The organism is Pseudomonas sp. GW821-FHT01E05, from assembly GCF_059422425.1.
On record NZ_JBWKWW010000009.1, the window covers coordinates 133,018 to 157,058 of the forward strand.

General features: G+C 58.0%; 21 protein-coding genes, 4 tRNA genes and 2 pseudogenes. 9 read left to right on the forward strand and 18 right to left on the reverse strand.

Features of this window, described 5'->3' with window-relative positions:
* Positions 1 to 8: 8 nt before the first annotated feature.
* From AC07W5_RS20600 to AC07W5_RS20630, 7 genes are all read right to left on the reverse strand, one after another.
* Positions 9 to 1,352: a TadE/TadG family type IV pilus assembly protein gene (locus AC07W5_RS20600; RefSeq protein ID WP_495024224.1), complete on the reverse strand. Its 1,344-nt coding sequence runs from the start codon at positions 1,350 to 1,352 to the stop codon at positions 9 to 11.
* 160 nt (positions 1,353 to 1,512) lie between these two features.
* Positions 1,513 to 2,325, reverse strand: a complete 813-nt coding sequence (gene cpaB, locus AC07W5_RS20605) for a Flp pilus assembly protein CpaB (RefSeq protein WP_495012762.1) — start codon at positions 2,323 to 2,325, stop codon at positions 1,513 to 1,515.
* Positions 2,326 to 2,337: 12 nt separating this feature from the next.
* On the reverse strand, positions 2,338 to 3,660 hold the full coding sequence (locus tag AC07W5_RS20610) for a DUF8689 domain-containing protein (RefSeq protein ID WP_495024225.1): 1,323 nt from the start codon (positions 3,658 to 3,660) through the stop codon (positions 2,338 to 2,340).
* Positions 3,661 to 3,674: 14 nt separating this feature from the next.
* Positions 3,675 to 4,184 (reverse strand): A24 family peptidase, encoded by a 510-nt coding sequence (locus tag AC07W5_RS20615; RefSeq protein ID WP_494993735.1) that lies wholly within the window; start codon positions 4,182 to 4,184, stop codon positions 3,675 to 3,677.
* A 49-nt stretch (positions 4,185 to 4,233) separates the two neighbouring features.
* The gene (locus AC07W5_RS20620) at positions 4,234 to 4,422 is read right to left on the reverse strand and encodes a Flp family type IVb pilin (protein WP_495024226.1); all 189 of its coding nucleotides are present in this window, start codon (positions 4,420 to 4,422) and stop codon (positions 4,234 to 4,236) included.
* Between the two features lie 14 nt (positions 4,423 to 4,436).
* Positions 4,437 to 4,847, reverse strand: coding sequence for an A24 family peptidase (locus AC07W5_RS20625; protein ID WP_495024227.1), 411 nt, complete (start codon positions 4,845 to 4,847; stop codon positions 4,437 to 4,439).
* Between the two features lie 48 nt (positions 4,848 to 4,895).
* Positions 4,896 to 5,084 carry a Flp family type IVb pilin gene (locus AC07W5_RS20630; protein WP_494993732.1) on the reverse strand — a complete coding sequence of 63 codons (189 nt, stop codon included), beginning with the start codon at positions 5,082 to 5,084 and terminating at the stop codon, positions 4,896 to 4,898.
* A 456-nt stretch (positions 5,085 to 5,540) separates the two neighbouring features.
* Between AC07W5_RS20630 and AC07W5_RS20635 the strand changes: the two genes are divergently transcribed.
* Positions 5,541 to 6,431 (forward strand): helix-turn-helix transcriptional regulator, encoded by an 891-nt coding sequence (locus tag AC07W5_RS20635; protein ID WP_494993858.1) that lies wholly within the window; start codon positions 5,541 to 5,543, stop codon positions 6,429 to 6,431.
* A 133-nt stretch (positions 6,432 to 6,564) separates the two neighbouring features.
* Here AC07W5_RS20635 and AC07W5_RS20640 read toward each other — a convergent pair.
* The 4 genes from AC07W5_RS20640 to AC07W5_RS20655 form a co-directional block, all read right to left on the reverse strand.
* Positions 6,565 to 6,641: transfer RNA gene (locus AC07W5_RS20640), tRNA-Asp, on the reverse strand.
* 19 nt (positions 6,642 to 6,660) lie between these two features.
* Positions 6,661 to 6,736, reverse strand: a tRNA-Val gene (locus AC07W5_RS20645).
* 187 nt (positions 6,737 to 6,923) lie between these two features.
* A tRNA-Asp gene (locus AC07W5_RS20650) sits at positions 6,924 to 7,000 on the reverse strand.
* 19 nt (positions 7,001 to 7,019) lie between these two features.
* A tRNA-Val gene (locus AC07W5_RS20655) sits at positions 7,020 to 7,095 on the reverse strand.
* Positions 7,096 to 7,255: 160 nt separating this feature from the next.
* Here AC07W5_RS20655 and rdgC point away from each other — a divergent pair.
* From rdgC to sugE, 3 genes are all read left to right on the forward strand, one after another.
* Positions 7,256 to 8,176 carry a recombination-associated protein RdgC gene (gene rdgC / locus AC07W5_RS20660; RefSeq protein ID WP_494993731.1) on the forward strand — a complete coding sequence of 307 codons (921 nt, stop codon included), beginning with the start codon at positions 7,256 to 7,258 and terminating at the stop codon, positions 8,174 to 8,176.
* Between the two features lie 173 nt (positions 8,177 to 8,349).
* Positions 8,350 to 9,315, forward strand: coding sequence for a bile acid:sodium symporter family protein (locus AC07W5_RS20665; protein ID WP_495024228.1), 966 nt, complete (start codon positions 8,350 to 8,352; stop codon positions 9,313 to 9,315).
* Between the two features lie 118 nt (positions 9,316 to 9,433).
* On the forward strand, positions 9,434 to 9,748 hold the full coding sequence (gene sugE, locus AC07W5_RS20670) for a quaternary ammonium compound efflux SMR transporter SugE (protein ID WP_494993729.1): 315 nt from the start codon (positions 9,434 to 9,436) through the stop codon (positions 9,746 to 9,748).
* 122 nt (positions 9,749 to 9,870) lie between these two features.
* On the opposite strand, the gene AC07W5_RS20675 is transcribed toward sugE, so the two are convergent.
* The 3 genes and pseudogenes from AC07W5_RS20675 to AC07W5_RS20685 form a co-directional block, all read right to left on the reverse strand.
* The gene (locus AC07W5_RS20675) at positions 9,871 to 11,745 is read right to left on the reverse strand and encodes an MFS transporter (protein ID WP_495024229.1); all 1,875 of its coding nucleotides are present in this window, start codon (positions 11,743 to 11,745) and stop codon (positions 9,871 to 9,873) included.
* Between the two features lie 89 nt (positions 11,746 to 11,834).
* Complete coding sequence (locus AC07W5_RS20680; RefSeq protein ID WP_495024230.1) at positions 11,835 to 12,995, reverse strand: TDT family transporter; 1,161 nt, start codon at positions 12,993 to 12,995, stop codon at positions 11,835 to 11,837.
* A 104-nt stretch (positions 12,996 to 13,099) separates the two neighbouring features.
* A pseudogene (locus AC07W5_RS20685) lies at positions 13,100 to 13,204 on the reverse strand (cupin); the annotation flags it as partial.
* Between the two features lie 98 nt (positions 13,205 to 13,302).
* Between AC07W5_RS20685 and AC07W5_RS20690 the strand changes: the two are divergent.
* Both AC07W5_RS20690 and AC07W5_RS20695 read left to right on the forward strand, forming a co-directional pair.
* A pseudogene (locus AC07W5_RS20690) lies at positions 13,303 to 13,428 on the forward strand (TetR family transcriptional regulator); the annotation flags it as partial.
* Positions 13,429 to 13,658: 230 nt separating this feature from the next.
* Positions 13,659 to 17,129, forward strand: coding sequence for a hybrid sensor histidine kinase/response regulator (locus tag AC07W5_RS20695; RefSeq protein WP_494993726.1), 3,471 nt, complete (start codon positions 13,659 to 13,661; stop codon positions 17,127 to 17,129).
* Positions 17,130 to 17,296: 167 nt separating this feature from the next.
* Here AC07W5_RS20695 and AC07W5_RS20700 read toward each other — a convergent pair whose 3' ends face one another.
* Together AC07W5_RS20700 and AC07W5_RS20705 are read right to left on the reverse strand one after the other, a co-directional pair.
* Positions 17,297 to 18,661 (reverse strand): DNA recombination protein RmuC, encoded by a 1,365-nt coding sequence (locus AC07W5_RS20700; RefSeq protein ID WP_495024264.1) that lies wholly within the window; start codon positions 18,659 to 18,661, stop codon positions 17,297 to 17,299.
* 175 nt (positions 18,662 to 18,836) lie between these two features.
* Positions 18,837 to 19,160: a sel1 repeat family protein gene (locus tag AC07W5_RS20705; protein ID WP_495024231.1), complete on the reverse strand. Its 324-nt coding sequence runs from the start codon at positions 19,158 to 19,160 to the stop codon at positions 18,837 to 18,839.
* Positions 19,161 to 20,144: 984 nt separating this feature from the next.
* On the opposite strand from AC07W5_RS20705, the gene AC07W5_RS20710 reads away from it, so the two are divergent.
* The 3 genes from AC07W5_RS20710 to AC07W5_RS20720 all read left to right on the forward strand — a co-directional run bounded on the left by AC07W5_RS20710 (position 20,145) and on the right by AC07W5_RS20720 (position 22,540).
* Positions 20,145 to 20,369 carry a hypothetical protein gene (locus AC07W5_RS20710; RefSeq protein ID WP_019407963.1) on the forward strand — a complete coding sequence of 75 codons (225 nt, stop codon included), beginning with the start codon at positions 20,145 to 20,147 and terminating at the stop codon, positions 20,367 to 20,369.
* A 271-nt stretch (positions 20,370 to 20,640) separates the two neighbouring features.
* The gene (locus AC07W5_RS20715) at positions 20,641 to 21,123 is read left to right on the forward strand and encodes a hypothetical protein (RefSeq protein WP_494993724.1); all 483 of its coding nucleotides are present in this window, start codon (positions 20,641 to 20,643) and stop codon (positions 21,121 to 21,123) included.
* A 145-nt stretch (positions 21,124 to 21,268) separates the two neighbouring features.
* On the forward strand, positions 21,269 to 22,540 hold the full coding sequence (locus tag AC07W5_RS20720) for an OmpP1/FadL family transporter (protein ID WP_495024232.1): 1,272 nt from the start codon (positions 21,269 to 21,271) through the stop codon (positions 22,538 to 22,540).
* Positions 22,541 to 22,711: 171 nt separating this feature from the next.
* On the opposite strand, the gene AC07W5_RS20725 is transcribed toward AC07W5_RS20720, so the two are convergent.
* A complete protein-coding gene (locus AC07W5_RS20725) occupies positions 22,712 to 22,834 on the reverse strand; it encodes a hypothetical protein (RefSeq protein WP_494993722.1) in 123 nt (40 codons plus the stop codon).
* Complete coding sequence (locus tag AC07W5_RS20730) at positions 22,831 to 24,039, reverse strand: MFS transporter (protein ID WP_494993721.1); 1,209 nt, start codon at positions 24,037 to 24,039, stop codon at positions 22,831 to 22,833. Before AC07W5_RS20730 ends, AC07W5_RS20725 begins: the two co-directional genes overlap by 4 nt.
* Between the last annotated feature and the right edge of the window lie 2 nt (positions 24,040 to 24,041).

Genomic DNA, 24,041 nt, shown 5'->3' on the forward strand with positions numbered 1-24,041 from the left:
ATGACCTCCTACGAGTCGCTGCTCGGTGTCTGGTTGTTGTCGATATAGGTCTTGTACAGCTGAATAATCTGCGGGCCCGTGGCATTTGAAGGGTTGGGGCCCGACACGTTGTCGCCTTCGCACTGTTTGACGAACTGACCGAATATCTGCGAAGAACTACCCTGTTGAGACGCTGGCTGCAGCACGAAGAAGCAGCCAAAGCCAAGCACCGGTATCGTGGACGACCCGTCGTTCTTGCCAGCGCAATTACCAATCACGATCTTCAGCATCCGTCGTTCGAACGCGCCATTGGCCTGGCAGCCGCTGCCCGTGCCAGCGACACACGCGGCGACGCTCTGCACCCAGTCGTTGTAATCGAGCAATGCGGTGCCACCGGCGGAGAGATTGCCGTTGCTGGAGGTGACCGGTTGACCGTTATACAAAATCTGGGCGGGCGATCCGGTGAAAGTCAGCGGCTGGGGGTTGGTGGTGATCACCAGGTCCGGCGGAAAGTCCGCGGCACTGAGGCCGCCGCCTGAATACTGGCCGAAGCGAGTATTCAGGCCCTGAACGGCAGGCCCCACGGAGTTGCCTGGCTTGGTGTTGACAGTCGAGCCGACGTTGTTGCACTCATTGATCCCGCCCGCCAATGCGTTTCTGACGGCGTTGCCACCGGAACCAAAATCGAGCAGTTGGAAATTGCCGGAGCCGATCGCCGAGTTATTGCCTGAGGCGGTTTTCAACACCTGCACATCACCGAATTGGTAACCCCAGAAATTCCCGGCGCTCGGGTTGTACTGAGCGGGGTCGCCGCAGATCATCAGCGGCGCGACATCACAGGGGCTGGTCGGGCTGGGCCCGGCGGTGGCGACGGCTGCCACGGCCTTGTTCGGGGCGGCGCCATTACCTGTCGCCTGCAACATGCCCCAGAAAAAACCGCTCAGAGGGTAGTTCGCTACCGTTACCCGCACATATTTCGCATCCGCCGGGCCAGGGAAGGAGAAAGGCCCGTAGACGTTGTTGGCCAGCTCCACCGTGGCAAAGCCGGCGACATTATTGCCGATGGCGGTGGCCAGTTCATTGTTGCCCGTGGCATTGGCATTCAGTGTCAGGGTAGCGCGTGCAGCGCTTTGCGTCTGGGTGGCCGCACCAGTTGCGCCGGACACCATCATGAGCGTCTTGGCCCCGCTCAGCGCCGCCGCATCCACCGCATTTTGCAGGCGCGTCTTGTTCACCAGCATATGGCCGCCGTCCAGCGCCAAGGCACCCATCAGCAGGATGGAGGCCAAGGCAGCCACGACCAGCACAATCGTCGCACCCTGCTGACGTTTCGCATAAGTGGTGAATGGCCGTTGGATACGGGGTCTCATCATCAAGCCCTCATTTCTGCCACTATTGATCTGAAACGGCTGGCTGGCCTTGACCTGTGAAGTGGACCTGTTAAGTGCGTTCGCCTGCCAGAGCAATGCCAAACTTTCCGATACCCAATGGGGTCCATCCGACGCAATGCCTACAACGATTGCGCCTGATGACTTATAGGGCTTTCACTACATTGACCTCGATACCGCGAATCACAGTGATGCTGCTGCTACCGCCACCGCCACCTCTATGATGGCGTACTACCGGTTTTGGAGCTGGCGCTGGAGCCGGGACCTGGGCCAGTGCAACCGGCTGAGCGATCGCTGGTTGTTTCTGGTTATCCAGCGGATTGCGCAGAGCCAGTTGCAGCTTCCCTTCGGTCATCCCTTTGACCAGGACTTCCGTCTGACCCGGAGTCATCTCCAGGGTCACCGCGCGCACCACCACCGGTTGGGTCTTGTCGGTGCTGGCAGTCTGGTCCACTGCCAGCACCCGCAAATCCTCCAGTATGGTTTTAGACTCGGCATTACCGTTGTTTCCCGTCTGTCTGGTGGCCAATACATCGACCCTATTGCCCGGCAACAGGAACCCACTCACCCCGACCACATCGTCCACGCGCAACGATATGGCACGCTTGGTGGGTTCGATCAGCGAGGCCAGTGTGCTGCCGCCGAGGTGCTCGGCCAGGCGTGCGCCGCGCAGAATGTCGCCGCGCAGCATGGAGAAAGTGGCGATCTTGCCCACCACCTTGTCGGTGGCATCGAAGGCATCTTCCGGCACTGTATCCTTGGGCATCCGCACCAGCGTGACCTGTTGGGCTTCGACCATCTGCCCGAAAGCAATCTCCACCGTGGCCACTACCACGTTCTGCTGATTGTCGTCCGGACCGGCGTTGAGCCGTGCGCTTAACCAGGTGTTGGCCATCCATGCGGCGCCCAGGCCCAGGATCAGGGATAAGGCAATCAGGGTGAGAGTACGAGAACTCATGTCGGTATCTCCTTATCCAAGAAAGTCGAGCTGAACGAAATAGTTGCGCCAGGCCCACTCCAGCTCCAGCGACGACAGCGGCCCGGAGCCGCCCAGGTAACGCTGGCGGTCGAGCGCCATGCTCAACAGGTCGCGGGGGTGGCAAGGCACCAAGGGCATGTTTTCGGTTTCATAGAGTTCCAGCAGCACATAGCGCAACAGCAGCGGGTCATAAGGAATGCCTTGCCGCTCGGTTTCCTGGCGCCAGATTCGTTCGTAATCAACGGGATCCAGGTAGCCAAATTGCAGCTTGTAACCAATGCGCCGCAGGAACGCCTCATCGGCCAGCTCTAACGGGTTGAGGTTGGTGGAGAACACCAGGATCAGGTCGAACGGCAGCTCGCAGTGCCGCCCACCGCCAAAGTTGAGGAAGTCACGCTTCTCCTCCATCGGCACGATCCAGCGATTAAACAGCTCGGCCGGGGCCACGCGCTGGCGGCCCATGTCGTCGATGATGAACAGGCCATTACTGGCCTTGAGCTGCAAGGGGGCCTGGTACTGGCGGGTGAAGGGATCGTAGCGAACATCCAGTTGTTCCATGCTCAATTCACCGCCGGTGATGACGATCGGTCGCTTACAGCAGAGTAGTCGACGATCGATCCCTTCGTTGAGCAGCAGGTGGTTCTGCGTTTCGGTAGCATCCAGGCGCTGGTGTATCTGGGGATCGAAGATCTCGATCACCGCTTCGTTGATCGCAATGGCATGGGGTACCCAGATGGCTTCGTCAAACAGGCGGATCAACCGGCTGCTGATATAGGTCTTGCCGGTACCTGCGGGCCCGTAAAGCATGATCGCGCGCCCGGAGTTCAGCGCCACCCCCAGTTGATCGAGCATGCTGTCGGCGAGCACCACTGCGCCGAAAGCGCCATGCATGTCGTCCGAGTTGATATGACCGTGGTGGATGGTTTGCGCCTTGATCAGGGAGCGGTAGGCACTCACCGGATAGGGTGCCGCGCCGATATAGCCGCTGCGCGCCAAGGCATCGCGGGCGGCGCTGCGACCGCGCTGCGTCAGGCTGTAGCGCAGTGCCTGAGCACCGTTCTGGCCGAGTATCTCGACGCGGCCATCCTTGCGCAGGAAGCTCAGGACTTCTTCCAGTACCGTGCCGGGCAGCGCCAGGCGCTCCACCAGTCGCGGCATATCCAGCACGCCGGCATCGTGCAGATGCTTGCAGACCAGATCACCGAGAAAGTTCTCCGCAAGGCCCGTCTCACTGACAGTGCGCGGCTGCGGAGCCAACCGCTGCACCGCTTCCCGCTCGTTGGGGCAGACGTTGCTGTCACTGATGGCGTACATAGTGTTCTCCCGAACTAATGGCCGAAGGGCAGCCAGAGGACGCTGGTTAAAGTGCCGAGCAGGATCGCGATTGCGTAAGGGAAGCGTTGCCGGGCGGCATCATCGGCTTGCGGCTGGATATAGGTGCGCAGACTTGTCATCGCCCAGTACCGTTGAATAAAGCGGCCCAACTGCTTTTTGTAGAGCAGAACCGAAATCCCAAGGACGCCACCAACAATCAACGTTAAAGCCGCCGCCCAAAAAGCAGTTACAGGACCGAGAAAACTTCCCACCATAGCCATTAACTTGACATCGCCTGCGGCCATTCCAGCAAAAGCGTAAAGCGGCAGGAAAATCACTAACCCGACTGCCAGCCCGATCAGCCAAACTGTCATTCCAGAGAAACCGTAAAGCCAACTCTGAATAACTGCCGAGCAGATCAAACCAGCTAAAACAAGAATGTTGGAGATACGGTGAGCGCTTAAATCAGTGATCACCGCAATCCCGAGAAAAATGAGCACGGAGGTACTTAATAAAATATTCATAAAAGCCACCTCCGTTTTACCGCGAAAGACCAGACCAAGAATGCCAGCCTTAGGCGGCAGGGGTAATTGCGGTGGTCAAGGCAGTAATCACGACGCTCACTTCCCCGCCAAGCGCCGTAAAGGCCCCAACCACTGTCAAAGAAATAAGCCCACCGGCCACGGCATATTCCACGACGGTCAGGCCATCTTCGTCTTTGATGAACGTCGCCACTGAAGTCTTGATTGTTTTCAGATTCACTTTGCCCACCTCATTTAATCAATTGAGTGCTGGTCTTCCAAGACATGAGTGTTGATCTTCCAAGACGTGAGTGTTGGTCTTCGCTTAATGCACTGCCTGGCTGAAACCTTAGTTGGAAGGGCAACATAAGCCGCCGACCAAAAAATGGCTACAGGGCCGAAAAATTTTCCCACCATAGCCATTAACTCGACATCGCCTGCGGCCATTCCAGCAAAAGCGTAAAGCGGCAGGAGAATCACTAACCCGACTGCCAGCCCGATCAGCCAAACTGTCATTCCAGAGAAACCGTAAAGCCAACTCTGAATAACTGCCGAGCAGATCAAACCAGCTAAAATAAGGATGTTGGAGATACGGTGAACGCTTAAATCAGTGATCACCGCAATCCCGAGAAAAATGAGTACGGAGGTGCTTAATAAAATATTCATACAAGCCACCTCCGTTTTATCGCGAAAAGCAGGACTAAAAATGCCAGCCTAGGCAGCAGGGGTAATTGCAGTTTTCAAGGCAGTAATCACGACGCCCACCTCAGTGCCAAGCGCCGTAAAGGCCCCAACCACTGCCAAAGAAATAAGCCCACCGGCCACCGCATACTCCACGACAGTCAGACCATCTTCGTCTTTGATGAACGTCAGCACCGAAGTCTTGATTGTTTGCAGATTCATTTTGCCCACCTCATTTGATCAATAGAGTGTTGTTCTTCAAGGACGGTGCTGATTGCACTGCCTGGTTGAAACCTTAGTTGGGAGGGCAATAGAAGCGTTAGGAGTTTTTTGTCGATTGCAAGGATTTTTTTGCTGTCATTGTCAAGCCAACAAAAACAGCAGGGGCAGCGCCTGAAACGGCAACTGAAAGCGTAAGAAAAGGAATGACTTAAGAATCCCTCTGCAACTGATTCGCAAGCGACGAGCGGTCAAGCCCGAGCCCATCGAAAAAGGAATGGGGGCGCCCCGATTCTGGCACCCTCAGCAAGGTATAGAACCTGACTAACTGAATTTTTGGTTTCTTATCAGGATTTGATCCTTCGTAGTCATGGCACAGTGACAATACTGCTGAGCAAAGAAGAACCAAGAAGAACCAAGAAGAAGAGAAAACGAGGCACAGGAATAAGGATCAAGGAAATGAAGCCCGACTCGGCCAAAAAACCATTCCTTTTATGGTTCGATCTCACTCGAGATCGATCGGCTGAAGAATTGATCGCGCAATTCCGCTCAGCCTGCGATTGTCGGCTGGCAAAAGACGCCACTTTTCCCGAGCGCGATCATGACCCACTACCGGACATGATCTGCATGCACTATGATCGCCCTGACATGCCGGGCCTCAGCCTGTTGCTGGAGATCAAAAGCGCCGTGCCCTCCGTGCCTGTCGCCATGTTCACCGTGCAGCACTCCGAAGAGCTCGCTGTGTGGGCCATGCGTTCTCGTGTCTGGGAGTACATGGTGCTGCCTCTCCCGGCCGCCGAGATAAGCCGGTTTCTGCGCGCCCTGGAGCAGCTCTGCGAGCTGCGCTGTAACACCCATTTCCACAGCAACAAACCGCCGATCGAGCATGGCCCGTCCCTGCCGGACAGTATTCGATTGACCGCAGAACATCAGAAGCATCAGGCACTCAATAAGGTATTGCTGTACATCGACCAGCATTTTCGGGACAACATCGACCAAAAAGATATGGCCAAGCGCTGCGCAATGACGACATTCCGCTTCAGCCGGCTGTTCAAGGAGGTCAATGGCCTGGGCTTCATGGACTACATCCTGAACAAGCGTATGGACTACGCCAAGGAGCTGCTCGAAAACAGCCAGATGCCCATCACCAGCATCGGCTATGAGGTCGGCTTCAAGGACCCCTCTTACTTCGCCCGGGCCTTCAAGCAATTCGCCGGCAGTACTCCCAGCGAATACCGCCAGGCGCGCCGCGCCGGAGTGCCCATACCTTTACCTGTAAAACCAAGACCGGCATTGGAGACTATACCTTCAGCGGTGATCGACAGCCTGCTGTTACGCAACGAAGCCTGACGGGGCCGATGCAGAAGCGGGCCGCCCCCGGAATAATCCGCGGAACAAAAAGCCAAACCCCAGACAGCAAAAAGCCCGCACTAGGCGGGCTTTGCGTGGTGACCTGGCGTTCAGCGTTCCAGGTTACCGAATATGGCGCAGCGGACGGGACTCGAACCCGCGACCCCCGGCGTGACAGGCCGGTATTCTAACCGACTGAACTACCGCTGCGCGTAACACTTGAAGCGAATGGTGGGTGATGACGGGATCGAACCGCCGACATTCTGCTTGTAAGGCAGACGCTCTCCCAGCTGAGCTAATCACCCTTCACTTTCGGTGTGGGCGCATTCTCTCACAAAATTTCATAACGTGCTGATTTAAATAATAATTTTATTAAAAAAGCTGAAATCCGGTGAAACACTGGGCTTTAACACGAAAGACAGACAGCAAAAAGCCCGCACAAGGCGGGCTTTCTGTGGTGACCTGGCGTTCAGTGTTCCAGGTTACCGAATATGGCGCAGCGGACGGGACTCGAACCCGCGACCCCCGGCGTGACAGGCCGGTATTCTAACCGACTGAACTACCGCTGCGCGTAACACTGAATGCGAATGGTGGGTGATGACGGGATCGAACCGCCGACATTCTGCTTGTAAGGCAGACGCTCTCCCAGCTGAGCTAATCACCCTTCACGTTCGGTGTGGCGCGCATTCTACGGAGCAGCCCCACCTCTGGCAAGCACTTTTTAAAATAATTTTTTCAGGCCTTCCAAAGGCTTAGCGAAGGGTTGGCCTATGACGCTGCGCGGAGAATAATGCCCGCCTTTGTATAAAGGAGAGATTCACCCCATGTGGTTCAAAAACCTGCTTATCTATCGCCTGACCCAAGATCTGCCTTTTGATGCTGAGGCGCTGGAAACCGCACTGGCCACCAAACTGGCGCGTCCATGTGCAAGTCAGGAGTTGACCACCTACGGTTTCGTCGCGCCGTTCGGCAAAGGCGAAGATGCCCCCCTGGTGCACGTCAGCCAGGATTTCCTGCTGATCGCCGCACGCAAGGAAGAACGCATTCTGCCGGGCAGCGTCGTACGTGACGCGCTCAAGGAAAAGGTCGAAGAGATCGAAGCCGAGCAAATGCGCAAGGTTTACAAGAAGGAGCGCGATCAGCTCAAGGATGAAATCATCCAGGCCTTCCTGCCCCGCGCCTTTATCCGTCGTTCGGCCACTTTCGCCGCCATCGCACCGAAACAGGGGCTGATCCTGGTCAACGCTTCCAGCCCGAAACGTGCCGAAGACCTGCTATCGACCCTGCGTGAAGTGATCGGCTCGCTGCCGGTTCGCCCACTGACCGTGAAGATCGCTCCAAGCGCGACCATGACCGATTGGGTAAAAACCCTAAAAGCTGCGGACGACTTCTTCGTGCTCGATGAATGCGAACTGCGCGATACCCACGAAGATGGCGGCATCGTGCGTTGCAAGCGTCAGGACCTGACCAGCGACGAAATCCAGTTGCACCTGAACACCGGAAAAGTGGTGACTCAGCTGTCGCTGGCCTGGCAGGACAAACTGTCTTTCGTGCTCGATGACAAGATGGTGGTCAAGCGCCTGAAGTTCGAAGACCTGCTGCAGGATCAGGCAGAACAGGACGGTGGCGATGAAGCCCTCGGCCAACTGGACGCCAGCTTCACCCTGATGATGCTGACCTTCGGCGAATTCCTCCCGGCGCTGGTTGAGGCGTTGGGCGGCGAAGAGCTTCCGCAAGGGATCTAAAAGGCTTGTGATCTCTACTGTGGGAAGAGCCGGGCGACGTTCGCTTGCTCGCGATAGCGCACTGTCAGTTGGCGTAGATGTTGACTGTTATGACGCCTTCGCGAGCATCGGAACGCCGCCCGGCCCGCTCCTACAGTTGTTTTGTGGTGCTACTTAATAACAAGGAACAGGTCATGCGTGCATTGGCAGCACTGAGTCGCTTTGTCGGCAACACCTTCGCTTACTGGGTATTGATCTTCGCGGTGGTGGCCTTCCTGCAACCGGCGTGGTTCATCGGTTTGAAAAGCGCCATCGTGCCGCTGCTGGGGCTGGTGATGTTCGGCATGGGCCTGACCCTCAAGCTTGAAGACTTCGCTGAAGTTGCCCGCCACCCGTGGCGCGTGGCGCTGGGCGTGGTCGCACATTTCGTGATCATGCCCGGTGTGGCGTGGTTACTTTGCCAGGCGTTTCACCTGCCGCCAGAAATTGCCGTCGGGGTGATTCTGGTCGGATGCTGCCCGAGCGGCACCTCGTCGAACGTGATGACCTGGCTGGCCCGCGGGGACCTGGCTCTGTCGGTGGCGATTGCCGCCGTCACCACCCTGCTCGCTCCGTTGCTGACGCCGGCCCTGATGTGGCTGCTGGCCTCGGCATGGTTGCCGGTATCGTTCATGGAACTGTTCTGGTCGATCCTGCAAGTCGTGTTGCTGCCGATCATGCTCGGTGTGGTCGCCCAGCGTCTGCTGGGCGCTCGGGTCCGCCATGCGGTTGACGTGCTGCCGCTGGTTTCGGTGGTCAGCATCGTGATCATCGTCGCCGCCGTTGTTGCGGCGAGTCAGGCAAAGATTGCAGAGTCCGGCCTGTTGATCATGGCCGTGGTGATGCTGCATAACAGCTTCGGCTTCCTGCTGGGTTACTTCACCGGACACCTGTTCAAACTGCCATTGGCACAACGCAAGTCCCTGTCACTGGAAGTCGGCATGCAGAACTCCGGCCTGGGCGCGGCGTTGGCCAGCGCACACTTCTCGCCGCTGGCGGCGGTACCCAGCGCGTTGTTCAGTGTTTGGCACAACATTTCCGGGGCGCTGCTCTCGACGTATTTGCGCCGGATGAGTGAGAAACAGGACCGCGAACTGGCCGCGCAGCAATCAGCCGACTGACCCTGGAACTTGATCCCCAGGTTAATAATGGGCACTATACTGCGCATCGCGAGGACGACCTCGCGGCTCGAACGAGTTATTTATCTGGGGACGACCCCGTCAATCGATGGAGGTCTTCATGTCCTGGATCATCCTGTTTTTCGCTGGCCTGTTTGAAGTCGGCTGGGCCGTTGGCCTGAAATACACCGACGGCTTCAGCCGCCCCCTTCCCACCGTCCTGACCATCGGCGCTATGGCGATCAGCCTCGGCCTGCTTGGCCTGGCGATGAAGGATCTGCCACTGGGCACTGCCTACGCCATCTGGACCGGCGTCGGCGCAGTGGGCACGGTCATCGCCGGGATCATCCTGTTTGGTGAATCCATGGCGTTGTTCCGCCTGGCCAGCGTCGCGCTGATCATTGCCGGGTTGGTTGGGCTCAAAGCCAGCGCTTAGGCCGCTACCGCCATCGCGGGCAAGCCTCGCTCCTACAGAGTTGCGTCAGGCCACAATCATGTGATCGATACACCCCCCGTAGGAGCGAGGCTTGCCCGCGATGGCATCAGCGAAATCACCGACTATCTAACGGTTCCACGCAACTGCCCAACCAACGCCTGCAAGTGCGCCGGTTCTGCAACTTCCACTGTTACCGCCGGCCCGGCCACCAGGGTCACACGCGACCAGAGTCGGTGGAACAAACCCTTGCTCGGATCGCGACTGAAGAAGCTGCCCCACAACCCCTGCAAGGCCAATGGAATCACCGGCACCGGTGTCTCTTCCAGTATCCGTGTCAGCCCACTCTTGAATTCATTGATCTCGCCATCGGCAGTCAGCTTGCCTTCCGGGAAGATGCACACCAACTCGCCATCCTTCAGGTATTGGGCGATGCGCTTGAAGGCTCTTTCGTAAATCTGGATATCTTCCTGGCGCCCGGCAATTGGAATGGTCCCGGCAGTACGGAAGATGAAGTTCAACACCGGCAGGTTGTAGATTTTGTAATACATCACGAAGCGAATCGGCCGACGCACCGCGCCACCAATCAGCAAGGCGTCAACAAACGAAACGTGATTGCAGACCAGCAGCGCCGCGCCTTCATCGGGAATCAACTCGAGGTTGCGGTGCCGCACGCGGTACATGGAATGGCTGAGCAGCCAGATCATGAAGCGCATGCTGAACTCGGGAACGATGCTGAAGATGTAGACGTTTACACCGATGTTCAGCAGCGACACCACCAGGAACAACTGTGGGATCGACAATTTGGCAAGGCTGAGCAGCACGATCGAGACAATCGCCGAAACCACCATGAACAAGGCATTGAGGATGTTGTTCGCCGCAATCACCCGCGCCCGCTCGTTTTCAGCGGTGCGCGACTGAATCAGCGCGTACAGCGGCACGATATAGAAACCGCCGAAAATGCCCAGGCCAAGAATATCGATCAACACCCACCAGGCCGGGCCGTAGCTGAGCACCGCGATCCAGTCATTGGCCTGGACGTTCTGCGCAAAGCCGCCGGAGTGCCACCACAGCAGCAGGCCAAACACCGTCAGGCCGAACGAGCCGAACGGCACCAGGCCAATCTCCACTTTGCGCCCGGAGAGTTTTTCGCAGAGCATCGAGCCCGTCGCGATGCCTACCGAAAACACCGTGAGAATCAGCGTGACCACGGTTTCGTCGCCGTACAGCCACTCTTTGGCGTAGGCCGGAATCTGCGTCAGGTAAATTGCCCCGACAAACCAGAACCACGAGTTACCGACAATCGAGCGGGACACCGCGGGCGTTTGTCCCAGCCCCATACGCAAGGTGGCCCAGGACTGGCTGAAAATGTTCCAGTTCAGGCGCATTTGTGGAGTGGCCGCTGCAGCCCGGGGAATGCTACGGCTGGCCAGATAACCGAGCACCGCAACGCCGACGATCGCCGTGGAAACAATCGGTGCGTAATGACTGGAAGACATCATGATCCCGGCGCCGATGGTCCCGGCCAGAATCGCCAGAAAGGTGCCCATTTCCACCAGACCGTTACCGCCCACCAGTTCCTCTTCGCGCAACGCCTGCGGCAAGATCGAATACTTCACCGGACCGAACAGCGCCGAGTGAGTGCCCATGGCGAACAGCGCCACCAGCATCAGCGACAGATGATCGAACATGAAACCAACGGCGCCGACCGCCATGATCGCAATTTCGCCGAGCTTGATCAGACGGATCAACGCGTCCTTGGCGAACTTCTCGCCGAATTGCCCGGCCAGGGCCGAGAACAGAAAGAACGGCAGGATGAACAGCAGCGCGCAGAGATTGACCCAGATCGACCGGTCACCCTCGATAGTCAACTTGTACAGAATGGCGAGGATCAGCGACTGCTTGAAGATGTTGTCGTTGAACGCCCCAAGGGACTGCGTAACAAAAAACGGCAGGAAACGCCGTTTGCGAAGCAAGGTGAACTGCGACGGGTGACTCATCTTCCATGTCCCTGAGTGGCTTGGATGCTGTTATTGGATTGGAATGCCGAACTTCGATCCAGGCCACAACCTTAGCTAATCTTTGCCGGTTATTTTGCTAATCCTGCAATGCACGGCGAAACAAACAACTCACCTCGATAGGCGCCTTGTACGGTTCGTTTCGACACAATCAGCCACATAATCGCCAATGCAGCCACCAGAACGCAGCCAAACACACTGAAGAACGTCAGGTTCAAGGTGCTGGCCAGCTTCAAAGTGGCCAGTGAATAGACACCCAGCGGGAAGGTAAAACCCCACCAGCCAAGATTGAACGGGATTCCGGCGCGCAAGTAACGAAGGGTGATCAGCACCGCGATCAGCATCCACCACAGCCCGAACCCCCACAGCGTAATACCGGCCACCAACCCCAGCCCGGCTGCAATTTCGCCGACGCCCGGCAAACCGTTTGCGGCAAAGATCGCTGGCGCATCGGCACCCAACAGCAACATGCCCAGCGCTCCGGTACCAATCGGCCCAAGGGCCAGCCAACTCGAAGCGGCCATGTTTGCAGGGGGTAATTTATGCAACGCCATGCGCAGCAACAGGATAGTCAGGATGCTGAAGGCTACCGGCAGTGAAAAGGCCCACAACACGTAGCTGGTGACGAGCACCACAAGCTGCGAATGGGCATCAAGCAGATGTGGGGCCAGCAAGCCACCGCTGGCCGCCGCGACTTCAGCCGCAACCACCGGCAAAAGCCAGACGGCAGTCATCTGGTCAATGCTGTGTTCCTGGCGGGTGAACATCATGTAGGGGATGAGTACGCCGCAAGCCAGCGACATGGCGACATCCAGCCACCAGAGCACTTCGGCCAGCTGCACCACGCCTTCACCCCAACGCGGCACACCGAACAGCAGAAAGCCGTTGATGATGGTCGCAAGCCCCATGGGGATGGTGCCGAAAAACATCGACACCGTGGAATGCCCGAAAATCCGCCGCGCCTCATCGAAGAACAACACCCAACGCGCGGCATAAACACCACTGAACAACACAAACAGGAAGATATTGAACAGCCACAAACCTTCGGCAAAAGCCTGCAGGCCGGGAGCGTGAACCGGCAATTGGGCCAGGGCCAGAGCCAGCACACCGGTGCCCATGGTCGCGGCGAACCAGTTGGGGGTGAATTGACGGATGGCTTCGCGCGGATGCTGCAAATGGCTCAGTGGCCGCAAACCGTTGTTGACGCTGTTGACGCTGTTGGGGCATGTCATGGTGAACTCCTGTCCTCTGGTGAGGTGGAGCCCATGATAGAACTGAATAGAATATCTATATAACGGGTAATATCTCTAACTGTTATCTGTTTTACCGATAATAACTAAACACTGCCTTCGGTTTCGACCACCAGAACCCTGGCCGCGCCCAGCGGATGGGCGACATGTTCGGTGCCAATATCAGCGTAGAAGATGTCCCCCACCTCCAGCAGCGCAGACGGCTCGATCCCGCGCTTGCTGATTCGAGGCGGGAATCGATGAGCGCTGGAGCGCCGCTCCATCAGCCACTGCTGTCAACCATTGTGCGCTGCCTGGCGTTGATCGGCTGATCAATATGGTCGTAGCGCCAACGGTGTTCCGGATCCTGTTTTCCGCCGCGCCGCTGGCGCTGCAAGAGCTTCATGAACTGATCGAGATTGCGTTGCGTCAGTAAGGCCTCATCGCGAGCAAGCTCGCTCCTACATGATCTCGGCGTGACCCAGCGATTGCTGTAGGAGCGAGCTTGCTCGCGATGAGGCCGGTACAGACAATAACAATTCAACCGAGGCTCTCCTGCGACACCTGGCCGCGCCGAGACCTTGGTCGACACTGACTAACCCCAAACATCATGCGAGACTGTCTTGCCGGGCTGTAATGCCCGGGTGTTTTTTGCCTGGAGTTCCCATGTCGCTGTCCAGCGGGCTGATCGCCGCCGTCGCCCTGGCCTATATGGCCATCATGTTCGCCATCGCCTTTTACGGTGACCGTCGCAGTGCGCCCCTGCCGCCGCGGGTGCGTGCCTGGGTGTACAGCCTGTCGCTGGCGGTCTACTGCACCAGCTGGACCTTCTTTGGCGCCGTAGGCCAGGCAGCGGAACAACTTTGGGCGTTCCTGCCGATCTATCTGGGGCCGATCCTGCTGATGCTGCTGGCACCCAGGGTGCTGCAAAAAATGGTGATAATCAGCAAACAGGAGAACATCACCTCCATCGCCGACTTCATCGCCGCACGTTACGGAAAATCGCAGTCATTGGCGGTGGTCGTAGCGCTGATCTGTCTGGTTGGCGTACTGCCCTATATTGCCTTGCAGCTTAAAGGCATCGTTCTTGGTGTGAACCTGTTGATCGGTGCCGGTGCCGACGCCATGGGTACCCGCGCCCAGGACACGGCGTTGATCGTTTCGCTGGTTCTGGCCTTGTTTACCATTGTTTTCGGTACCCGCAACCTGGACGCCACGGAACACCACCGCGGCATGGTGCTGGCGATTGCCTTCGAGTCGCTGGTCAAGTTGTTTGCCTTTCTGGCGGTTGGCGCCTTCGTCACCTATGGCTTGTACGATGGTTTCGACGATCTGTTCGATCAGGCCATGCTCGCGCCACGCCTGGAGCAATACTGGAAAGAAACCATCAACTGGCCGTCCATGGTGGTACAGACTGGCGTCGCGATGATGGCGATCATCTGCCTGCCGCGACAGTTCCACGTCACTGTGGTGGAAAACATCGAACCCCACGACCTGCGCCTGGCCAGGTGGGTGTTCCCGGCCTATCTGGCGCTGGCCGCGTTGTTTGTGGTGCCAATCGCGCTGGCCGGACAAATGATGTTGCCCGGTTCAGTGCTGCCCGACTCTTTCGTGATTAGCCTGCCGCTGGCCCAGGCCCATCCGGCGCTGGCGTTGCTGGCATTTATCGGCGGAGCGTCGGCGGCCACCGGGATGGTGATCGTCGCCAGCGTCGCGCTGTCGACCATGGTCTCCAACGACATGCTGCTACCGTGGCTGCTGCGCCGAAAAAACGCCGAGCGGCCGTTCGAAGTGTTCCGCTACTGGATGCTGTCGGTGCGCCGGGTGAGCATCGTGGTGATTCTGTTACTGGCCTATGTCAGCTATCGCCTGCTGGGTTCGACGGCGAGTCTGGCAACCATCGGCCAGATCGCCTTCGCCGCTGTCACCCAACTGGCGCCAGCGATGCTTGGCGCACTGTACTGGAAGCAAGCCAACCGCCGTGGTGTGTTTGCCGGGCTGGCCACCGGGACCTTTCTTTGGTTCTACACCTTGGTACTGCCGATTACTGCCCACAGTCTTGGCTGGTCGCTGAACAGTTTCCCGGGGCTGGCGTGGCTGCACGGCAATCCGTTGAACCTCCCGATCAGCCCGCTGACCCAAGGCGTGGTGCTGTCGTTGGCGGGCAACTTCACACTGTTTGCCTGGGTCTCGGTACTGTCGCGCACCCGGGTTTCCGAGCACTGGCAGGCCGGACGCTTTATCGGTCAGGAAATCAGCGCCCGCCCTGGCGCTCGCTCGATGCTGGCGGTGCAGATCAACGATTTACTCAGTCTGGCCGCGCGCTTTGTCGGCGAGGAACGAGCACAGCAAAGCTTTATCCGCTTTGCCTATCGCCAGGGAAAAGGCTTCAATCCGAACCAGAACGCCGACGACGAATGGATCGCTCACACCGAACGCTTGCTGGCGGGTGTACTCGGCGCCTCTTCGACGCGCGCCGTGGTAAAGGCCGCCATCGAAGGTCGGGAGATGCAGCTTGAGGACGTCGTGCGCATCGCCGACGAAGCCTCGGAAGTGCTGCAGTTCAACCGTGCTCTGCTGCAAGGCGCGATCGAAAACATCACCCAAGGCATCAGCGTGGTCGACCAGTCGCTCAAACTGGTGGCCTGGAACCGGCGCTATCTGGAGCTGTTCAACTACCCTGACGGGCTGATCAGTGTTGGTCGACCGATTGCCGACATCATCCGCCACAACGCCGAACGCGGGCTGTGCGGCCCGGGTGAAGCCGAAGTACACGTAGCCCGGCGCCTGCACTGGATGCGTCAGGGCCGGGCGCATACCTCCGAACGTCTATTCCCCAACGGCCGGGTGATCGAGCTGATCGGCAATCCTATGCCCGGCGGCGGTTTCGTCATGAGTTTCACCGACATCACCGCGTTCCGCGAAGCCGAACAGGCGCTGACCGAGGCCAACGAGGGTCTGGAGCAACGGGTCACTGCGCGCACCCATGAGTTGTCGCAGCTGAACGTCGCACTCACGCAAGCCAAGGGCACGGCAGAGTCTGCCAACCAGTCGAAAACCCGCTTCCTCGCGGCGGTCAGCCACGATTTGATGCAACCATTGAACGCCGCGCGGCTGTTCTCTGCCGCCCTCTCCCATCAGGACGACGGCCTGTCCGCCGAGGCGCAGCAGTTGGTGCAGCATCTGGACAGCTCGCTGCGTTCGGCCGAAGACCTGATCAGTGATCTGCTGGACATTTCACGCCTGGAAAACGGCAAGATCAACCCGGATCGCAAGCCGTTTGTACTCAACGATCTGTTCGATACCCTCGGCGCCGAATTCAAGGCATTGGCACAAGAGCAAGGTCTGAAGTTTCGCCTGCGTGGCAGCCGCTTGCGGGTCGACAGCGACATCAAATTGCTACGGCGGATTTTGCAGAACTTCCTGACCAACGCCTTTCGCTACGCCAAAGGTCCGGTGTTGCTGGGCGCACGACGCAAAGACGGGCAACTCTGCCTGGAAGTCTGGGATCGCGGGCCGGGCATTCCGGAAGACAAACGTCAGGTAATCTTCGAGGAGTTCAAGCGCCTCGACAGTCACCAGACACGCGCCGAGAAAGGTCTGGGCCTGGGCCTGGCAATTGCTGACGGGCTCTGCCGGGTACTTGGGCATCAGTTACAAGTACGCTCCTGGCCGGGCAAGGGCAGCGTGTTCAGCGTCAGCGTACCGCTGGTTCGTGCGCAAATCAGCGTCCCGGCCAAAGTCGCTGAGCTGAACGGCCATTTGCCAAGTGGCGCGCAAGTACTGTGCATCGACAACGAAGACAGCATCCTGATCGGCATGAACAGCCTGTTGACGCGCTGGGGTTGCCAGGTCTGGACAGCCCGCAATCGCGATGAATGCGTGGCGCTGCTCAGCGAAGGCATTCGGCCGCAGTTGGCGCTGGTGGATTACCACCTGGATGACGGCGAGACCGGTACCGGCTTGATGGCCTGGCTGCGCACCCAGCTCGGCGAGCCGGTGCCCGGCGTGGTGATCAGCGCCGATGGACGGCCTGAAATGGTCGCCGAGGTGCATGCCGCAGGACTGGATTATCTGGCCAAACCAGTGAAACCGGCGGCACTGAGAGCGCTGTTGAGTCGGCATTTGCCTTTGTAGGAGCAGCCTAGTGGCCTGTGTGGCTAGTTCTGTTAGTCAACTTCGGCGCCAGCAGCCCATATCCTGCGTTGCTGTTCCTCGCCATAGCGGGCTATGACTCGTCACAGCGCCTTGGCTCTGGGCCGCCGGCATCCGAATTTGAGCTAACGAACTAGCCACACAGGCCACTAGTCCGGCATTTCCACCATCCCGTCCGCATCACTCATCGCGCGCTCCAGCAGATCCGCCGGCAAACTCTTGCTGGCCCGCGCACCCAATAGCTTGAGCTGCTCGCTGCGGCTGACCAGATTGCCGCGGCCTTCGGTCAATTTGTTGCGTGCCGCGCTGTAGGCCTTGTCCAGTTGCTGCAGGCGATTTCCGACTTCGTCCAGGTCCTGAATGAACAACACAAACTTGTCATACAGCCAGCCCGCGCGCTCGGCGATCTCCCGAGCGTTCTGGCTCTGGCGCTCCTGCTTCCACAAGCTGTCGATCACCCGCAACGTCGCCAGCAAGGTGGTCGGGCTGACGATCACGATGTTACGGTCAAAGGCTTCCTGAAACAGATTCGGCTCCGCTTGCAACGCGGCGGAAAAAGCCGCTTCGATCGGCACAAAAAGCAGCACGAAATCCAGACTATGCAGGCCTTCCAGACGTTTGTAGTCCTTACCGGCCAAACCTTTGACATGGTTTCGCAGGGACAACACATGCTGTTTGAGGGCCGCCTGACTGATTACCTCGTCATCGGCAACCACGTACTGCTGATAAGCAGTGAGACTGACCTTGGAGTCGACCACCACCTGCTTGTCACCCGGTAACATGATCAGCACGTCCGGCTGAAAACGTTCACCATCCGGGCCCTTGAGGCTGACTTGTGTCTGGTACTCGCGGCCTTTCTCCAGACCTGCATGTTCAAGTACCCGCTCGAGAATCAACTCACCCCAGTTGCCTTGGGTTTTCTGGCCCTTGAGGGCGCGAGTGAGGTTGGTCGCCTCGTCGCTCAGGCGCAGGTTCAACTGCTGCAGCCGCTCGAGCTCTTTAGCCAGAGAGAAGCGCTCGCGGGCTTCGGCCTGATAGCTTTCTTCAACACGCTTTTCAAACAACTGAATGCGTTCTTTCAGTGGATCGAGCAACTGACCCAGGCGCTGCTGGCTGGTCTCGGCAAAGCGCTGCTCACGCTCATCGAAGATCTTCCCGGCCAACTCCGCAAACTGCGCACGCAACTCATCCCGCGAACCTTGCAGGTCGCTCAGGCGTTGTTGATGGCTTTCCTGTTGTTCGCGCAGCTCGGCGCTGAGTGACGCGGCCTGGGCATCCAGCCTGCGTAACTCGCTTTCTTTGCTGGCGCGTTCAAGACTCCAGGCGTGGGCGGCATCGCGAGCGTTGTCACGTTCGATCTGCAACAGTTCGATTTCACGGCGAACGGCCGCCAGATCCGCTTGCTTGGTGGCATTGGCCTGGCTCAGGTCGCTGACTTCATCGCGACTGGCATCGAGCTGGGCATTGAGCCCCTCTTGCGCGAATTGAGCCGTGCTCAGACGCTCCTCGAGCAGCGATAACTCGGATTGCCGGGCACTCAGGCGTTGCTGTAATTGCCAAACCAGCACCAATAACGGCAGTGCAGCACCCGCCAGCCCCAGCAATATGCTGGTCAAGTCCATAGCCATAGCCACTCCTGCCGATTAAATAAAGCACGAAGGTTAACCAAGGCGTCGGGCCAGGGACAGCTCAATCCTGGATCTGACCGAGCTCGCGCATGGCATGTCGATCGCCTGCACGGGCGGCCTGACGCAACAAATCATGACCGATCCGCCGATCCCGGGCATTGCCGCATTCGCGACACATCAATTGCCCCAGACGGCTTTGCGCGGCCACCACCCCCTCACGTGCCGGTTGCTTGAGCAAATGTCCGGCAAAGTGCTTGACGTTAGGGTTATTGCCCAGACGCGGACTGTCGAGCAGCCACATGGCGACACGTAACGAAAAGCGCTTGGGTTCGATAACACCTGAAGGTGTGGAGGTGGCAGAAGGAGATACTGAGCGAAACTTCATAACGTACTGTGGGGCAGATCGGAAGGCGCGCCACTCTACTCTTTTTTTCGTACGGGTAAAGCCGAAAAAATCCTGTACGCCCGTGCTAGAGCAAGCGCTTGGGACAATCCACAGAAGCTGTGGATAACTCAGTGGACAACCGTCCTGCAACTCCCTCAAACCCCCATGGAACGTGGCCCGCAGTCAAACTGACGATTTTTTCACCAGTAAAAAAAAACGATGTTTTTCATTGACTTAAATTTTTGCTACAGGCAGCGATCGCTCAAGAACACGAGGTGACAGCGCGATGACACGCTGCGCAACAAATGTGCACAAGTCCTCTCGAGGCGGTTATATCGGCGCACTTTTTTGGTACACGCTGCGGGAAGAACCCAGTGGCAAGCATTCAAATAGGTGCCTTCCAACCGGCACCTGCGGCAGCCACACTGGCCAACTGCCGGTCAGATTGTCTGCTAGCCTTCTCCTGTTCACCCTCTTGCTGCTCGCGGAGTACGGTTGCGGCTTTGGCCGAACAACAGTTTTTTGCCTAACACACTTCCATTCTTGAATTCAATCCGTTACTATCCGCGGCGTTAGTACCAAGCTGAAAGTCAATTACGGTCGAACAAGTCCCCCGGTACACCTTCCCTAAAGAGAAGCCTCTACCGACAACACGGGATCGACCACCTCGATGGTTTCCAGGTAAAACTTGCGACGACACAGCCTTTGAATCGAATGCAAAGGGTGTTGCGAAGTTCTCATACTCTGACCGAACCAACCTGCAGATTGATCAGGATCTTCACCCTGGGCCCAGAACCTTTGCCCCTGATGTGCTGCCTGCCCTCCTAAGTACCTACCTGCCAGCCCAAGCGCACATAAATCAAAGCGCTTCTAACTGGCTGCTTTGTTCCAGTCGGGTTCTTCGTCAGACCAATGGTGGTCGACGTTACTGGAACGTTTTAACGTTGCACGGTTCTTATCCGTGTCATTTGCAGGAACACCAACATGTCTACTCAAATCCACACTCAGGATGCCATTCGCACCCTCACCAACGCTTTTGCACCAATGAACTGCCTGATCATGGCCGCTCGCAAAGGCTGCTTCAGCTTCACTCTGGTCAACGAACACGGCATCGCCCGTCACAGCGAACGCCTGTACCCCGATCAATACTCCAGCGCCGAGCCGCTGCAGGCTGTGATCGAGCGTACCCGTCAGGCACTGATTGCCTGATACGCCAGACTGCTGAAAATCCAAAACCCTGCCTGACAGCAGGGTTTTTTTATTGCCCAAGGTTTCTATTTCATTCGAATTGGCTTATAGCACCAACGGATCTAACGGTTATAACTCGAAGCCAGAAATATTTTAAAAACAGACCTTTACAGCACGAATATGACACTAGACTTCAACTCAAGCGGCGTGATCCGCTTCCGGCGAGTCTGAACCGATCCACTGCTGCCAAGCCCCTCAGACCTCGCCGCCCAATAACGCGCCTGGAGGGCTTATGGGTATCGCCGCCAGCGAACTATGCCGTTACGTCATTCGCCCGACGCTGATCTACCTCGGGCGCCACAGCCCTACCGCCGAAGCGTTGCTGCTGGGTATCGCTGCCAGCCAATCCGCACTCGGCTCCGCCCTTCACGACCGCCGTGGACATGGCTTGTACCGTATCGCCGAGCCGCGCCATCAGGCGCTCTGGGACCATTACCTGGCCCTGGATCCGGAGCGTGCGAGCCTGGTTCGTGGCCTGGCCAGTCAGCACGCCTTTCTCAGTGGCCCACACCTCGAACTGACAGTCAACCTGCGTTATGCCACCGCCATTGCCTGGCTGCTGATAGAAGAGCAAAACACGCCCCTGCCCGAAGCAGATGATCTGCTGGGAATGGCCCGGATTTGGCGCCAGACATTTCAGCCTCAAGGCCGCTTAAGGGACTTCACGTGCGCCTGGCAAACCTGTGTATCACCTCTGAATCAACTCGCCTGCTGACCGGGATCCGTGCAAGATTGCGCGAAAATCCCGGATTCTGGTCTGATTGTCCTACAAAACCGCTCTATCTCAAGCGATACCACCTATAGCGCTCGGATGAAAATGTTGGTAATTTTCGCGTCGGTGATCACCAGGAGTTCTAATAATGAAAAAAGTAATACTCAAAACCACGCTTAGCCTTGCCGTTACGTTGGCATCCACCCAGATTTTCGCAGCTGGCTTTGCCGTCAACGAACAAAGCATCAGCGGGATGGGTACTGGGTTCGCCGGACGATCGTCTTCTGCCGATGATGCAAGCACAATTTATGGTAACCCTGCCGGTATGTCGCGCATCAAGCGTGAACAAGTCACCGGTGGCGCTGCCCTGATCGACGCTCACACCGATATCAGCCACGCCAGCTCCAGCCCCAACGGCGGCACCAACAAAGGCGACATGGTGCCACTCATTGCCGTCCCGATGGCCTACTACGTCAAGCCAATCGACGACCAATGGGCGTTCGGTATCGGCATGTACGCGCCATTCGGTCTGGTAACAGATTACGAAAACGGTTTTGCCGGCCGTTATTTCGGCAGCAAAAGCCAAGTCAAGGTTTTGACCCTCCAACCAACCGTCAGCTATGCGTTCAACGATAAGGTTTCCATCGGCTTCGGTCCGACCATCAACCATATCGACGGCACACTGGAATCCAATCTGTCGATCACCCAGGCCGCCCCTGATGGCAGAGTCAAGATCAAGGGTGACGATACCGCGCTGGGCTACAACGTCGGCGTCCTGGTACAAGCTACCGACAGCACCCGCGTAGGCCTGACCTATCACTCGAAAGTGAAGTACAAGCTCAAGGGGGACACCGAGGTGGACTATGGCGTGCTGAACGCTATAGGTCTGAGCGCCAGCCAGAAGTATGACGCCTCGCTGAAAATCGAAACCCCTGAGTCGGTCGATTTATCGCTCACTCACGAGTTGAACGACCGGTGGACCCTCTATGCAGGCAGCACCTGGACCCGCTGGAGCCGCCTGGAAAACATCACGGTCGAGAACAAGGGCGTTCAGCCTGTGCTGGCCAGCCAATTCAGCACCATCACCGAAGAACAGAACTGGCACGACACCTGGGCTCACGCCATCGGTGCTTCGTACAAGCTGAACAAACAATGGGTGCTGCGTACCGGCCTGACGTTTGACCAGGCACCCACCAACAACATCGATCGTTCTCCACGCATCCCGACTGGCGATCGGAAGATCTTCAGCCTCGGCGCCGGCTGGAGCCCGACTGACGATCTGACCATCGACGTAGCGTACTCGTACCTGCACGAAGAGTCGGTCGGTATCAACAACAGCAACGACCGTGGCCAAACCTACAACGCCAAGTATCAAAACTGGGCAAACGGTTTCGGTGCAGGCGCGACCTACCGTTTCTGATTCACAGCGAGCCTGAACGGCTCGCCAGTTGAATTGAAAAGCCCCGCACTCTTGTACAGAGGCGGGGCTTTTTAGTGGCCAGCGATCAGGGATTTGAAGCCACGGCTTTTTCCACCGCCTCAAGTCAGACGGCGAAGTTACTCGCCCCTGAGCGCCCCCGACAAGTAGCCTCTAACAAGTACCGATGCCCAATTGCATCAGCGCCAGGCCGCCCTGATGCCAGCCCCACCAGGCCAACGCCAATAGCAGCGCGCAGACACTCAAGCCGACGGACCATGGCCAGAAGCTGTTCATACCGCACTTGCCTGCATTTGCAGGCGCGCAACCGGACGTTCGCGCACCGGCCAGTTCAGCGCAGCGGCCATCAGGCTCAAGAGAATCGCAACCTGCCAGATCAAGTCATAGCTACCGGTCCGGTCGTAGACAACCCCGCCCAGCCAACCACCAAGGAACGAACCCAATTGATGGAACAGGAAAACGATGCCACCAAGCATCGACAGATTTCGCACGCCGAAAAGTGTCGCCACCGTGCCGTTAGTCAGCGGTACGGTCGACAGCCACAAGAAGCCCATGGCCATACCAAACAGATAGGCGCTGATCTGCGTCACCGGTGCCCACAGGAACAGGCCGATCACCACCGCACGCAACAGATACAGCCCGGTCAGCAGGCGCGGCTTTGACATCCGCCCGCCGAGCCAGCCAGCGGTGTAGGTACCGAAGATATTGAACAGCCCGATCAGCGCCAACACGGTGGTTCCGGTGGTGGCGGGCAGATGCTGATCCACCAGATACGCCGGCAAATGCACGCCGATAAACACCACCTGAAAACCACAGACAAAAAAACCGAACGCCAGCAGCCAGAAGCCGGAATGCGAGCAAGCCTCACGCACGGCCTCGGACAAGGTCTGCTCATGCCCGAATACCGGCAACGGGTTGTCCTTGAGCATGCTTACCAACGGCACGATCAACGCCACCAGCAAACCCAGCACCAATAGCGCCGCCGACCAGCCAAGCCAACCGATCAACCCCAGGGTCCCGGGCAACATGGCGAACTGGCCGAAAGAGCCGGCAGCGCTGGCGATCCCCATAGCCATGCTGCGTTTCTCGGGAGGAACAGCGCGCCCAACCACCCCCAGAATCACCGAGAAAGAAGTGCCCGACAGACCGATACCGATCAACAAACCAGCACTGAGCGATAACGACCAGGCCGAATCGGACAACCCCATGCACACCAATCCGAGGGCATACAACACCCCGCCGAGCAGCACCACTTTCGCCGCGCCGAAACGGTCGGCCAGCGCACCGGTAAAGGGTTGCGCCAGGCCCCAGATCAGGTTCTGCAAGGCAATGGCGAACGCAAACACCTCACGCCCCCAACCAAACTCCGCACTCATTGGTGCGAGGAACAACCCAAAGCCATGCCGCACTCCCAAGGACAACGCGAGAATCAGCGCACTCCCGAGAAGAACCCAACCACTGGTACGCCACATCGATGTCATTC

Coding starts and splice junctions, on each gene's coding strand:
- sugE (WP_494993729.1), top strand. CDS start 9,434: ATGTCCTGGATCATCCTGTTTTTCGCTGGCCTGTTTGAAGTCGGCTGG.
- AC07W5_RS20720 (WP_495024232.1), top strand. CDS start 21,269: ATGAAAAAAGTAATACTCAAAACCACGCTTAGCCTTGCCGTTACGTTG.
- AC07W5_RS20710 (WP_019407963.1), top strand. CDS start 20,145: ATGTCTACTCAAATCCACACTCAGGATGCCATTCGCACCCTCACCAAC.
- AC07W5_RS20600 (WP_495024224.1), bottom strand. CDS start 1,352: ATGATGAGACCCCGTATCCAACGGCCATTCACCACTTATGCGAAACGT.
- AC07W5_RS20625 (WP_495024227.1), bottom strand. CDS start 4,847: ATGAATATTTTATTAAGCACCTCCGTACTCATTTTTCTCGGGATTGCG.
- AC07W5_RS20675 (WP_495024229.1), bottom strand. CDS start 11,745: ATGAGTCACCCGTCGCAGTTCACCTTGCTTCGCAAACGGCGTTTCCTG.
- AC07W5_RS20635 (WP_494993858.1), top strand. CDS start 5,541: ATGAAGCCCGACTCGGCCAAAAAACCATTCCTTTTATGGTTCGATCTC.
- AC07W5_RS20665 (WP_495024228.1), top strand. CDS start 8,350: ATGCGTGCATTGGCAGCACTGAGTCGCTTTGTCGGCAACACCTTCGCT.
- AC07W5_RS20705 (WP_495024231.1), bottom strand. CDS start 19,160: ATGAAGTTTCGCTCAGTATCTCCTTCTGCCACCTCCACACCTTCAGGT.
- AC07W5_RS20725 (WP_494993722.1), bottom strand. CDS start 22,834: ATGAACAGCTTCTGGCCATGGTCCGTCGGCTTGAGTGTCTGCGCGCTG.
- AC07W5_RS20730 (WP_494993721.1), bottom strand. CDS start 24,039: ATGACATCGATGTGGCGTACCAGTGGTTGGGTTCTTCTCGGGAGTGCG.
- AC07W5_RS20715 (WP_494993724.1), top strand. CDS start 20,641: ATGGGTATCGCCGCCAGCGAACTATGCCGTTACGTCATTCGCCCGACG.
- rdgC (WP_494993731.1), top strand. CDS start 7,256: ATGTGGTTCAAAAACCTGCTTATCTATCGCCTGACCCAAGATCTGCCT.
- AC07W5_RS20630 (WP_494993732.1), bottom strand. CDS start 5,084: ATGAATCTGCAAACAATCAAGACTTCGGTGCTGACGTTCATCAAAGAC.
- AC07W5_RS20695 (WP_494993726.1), top strand. CDS start 13,659: ATGTCGCTGTCCAGCGGGCTGATCGCCGCCGTCGCCCTGGCCTATATG.
- cpaB (WP_495012762.1), bottom strand. CDS start 2,325: ATGAGTTCTCGTACTCTCACCCTGATTGCCTTATCCCTGATCCTGGGC.
- AC07W5_RS20615 (WP_494993735.1), bottom strand. CDS start 4,184: ATGAATATTTTATTAAGTACCTCCGTGCTCATTTTTCTCGGGATTGCG.
- AC07W5_RS20680 (WP_495024230.1), bottom strand. CDS start 12,995: ATGACATGCCCCAACAGCGTCAACAGCGTCAACAACGGTTTGCGGCCA.
- AC07W5_RS20610 (WP_495024225.1), bottom strand. CDS start 3,660: ATGTACGCCATCAGTGACAGCAACGTCTGCCCCAACGAGCGGGAAGCG.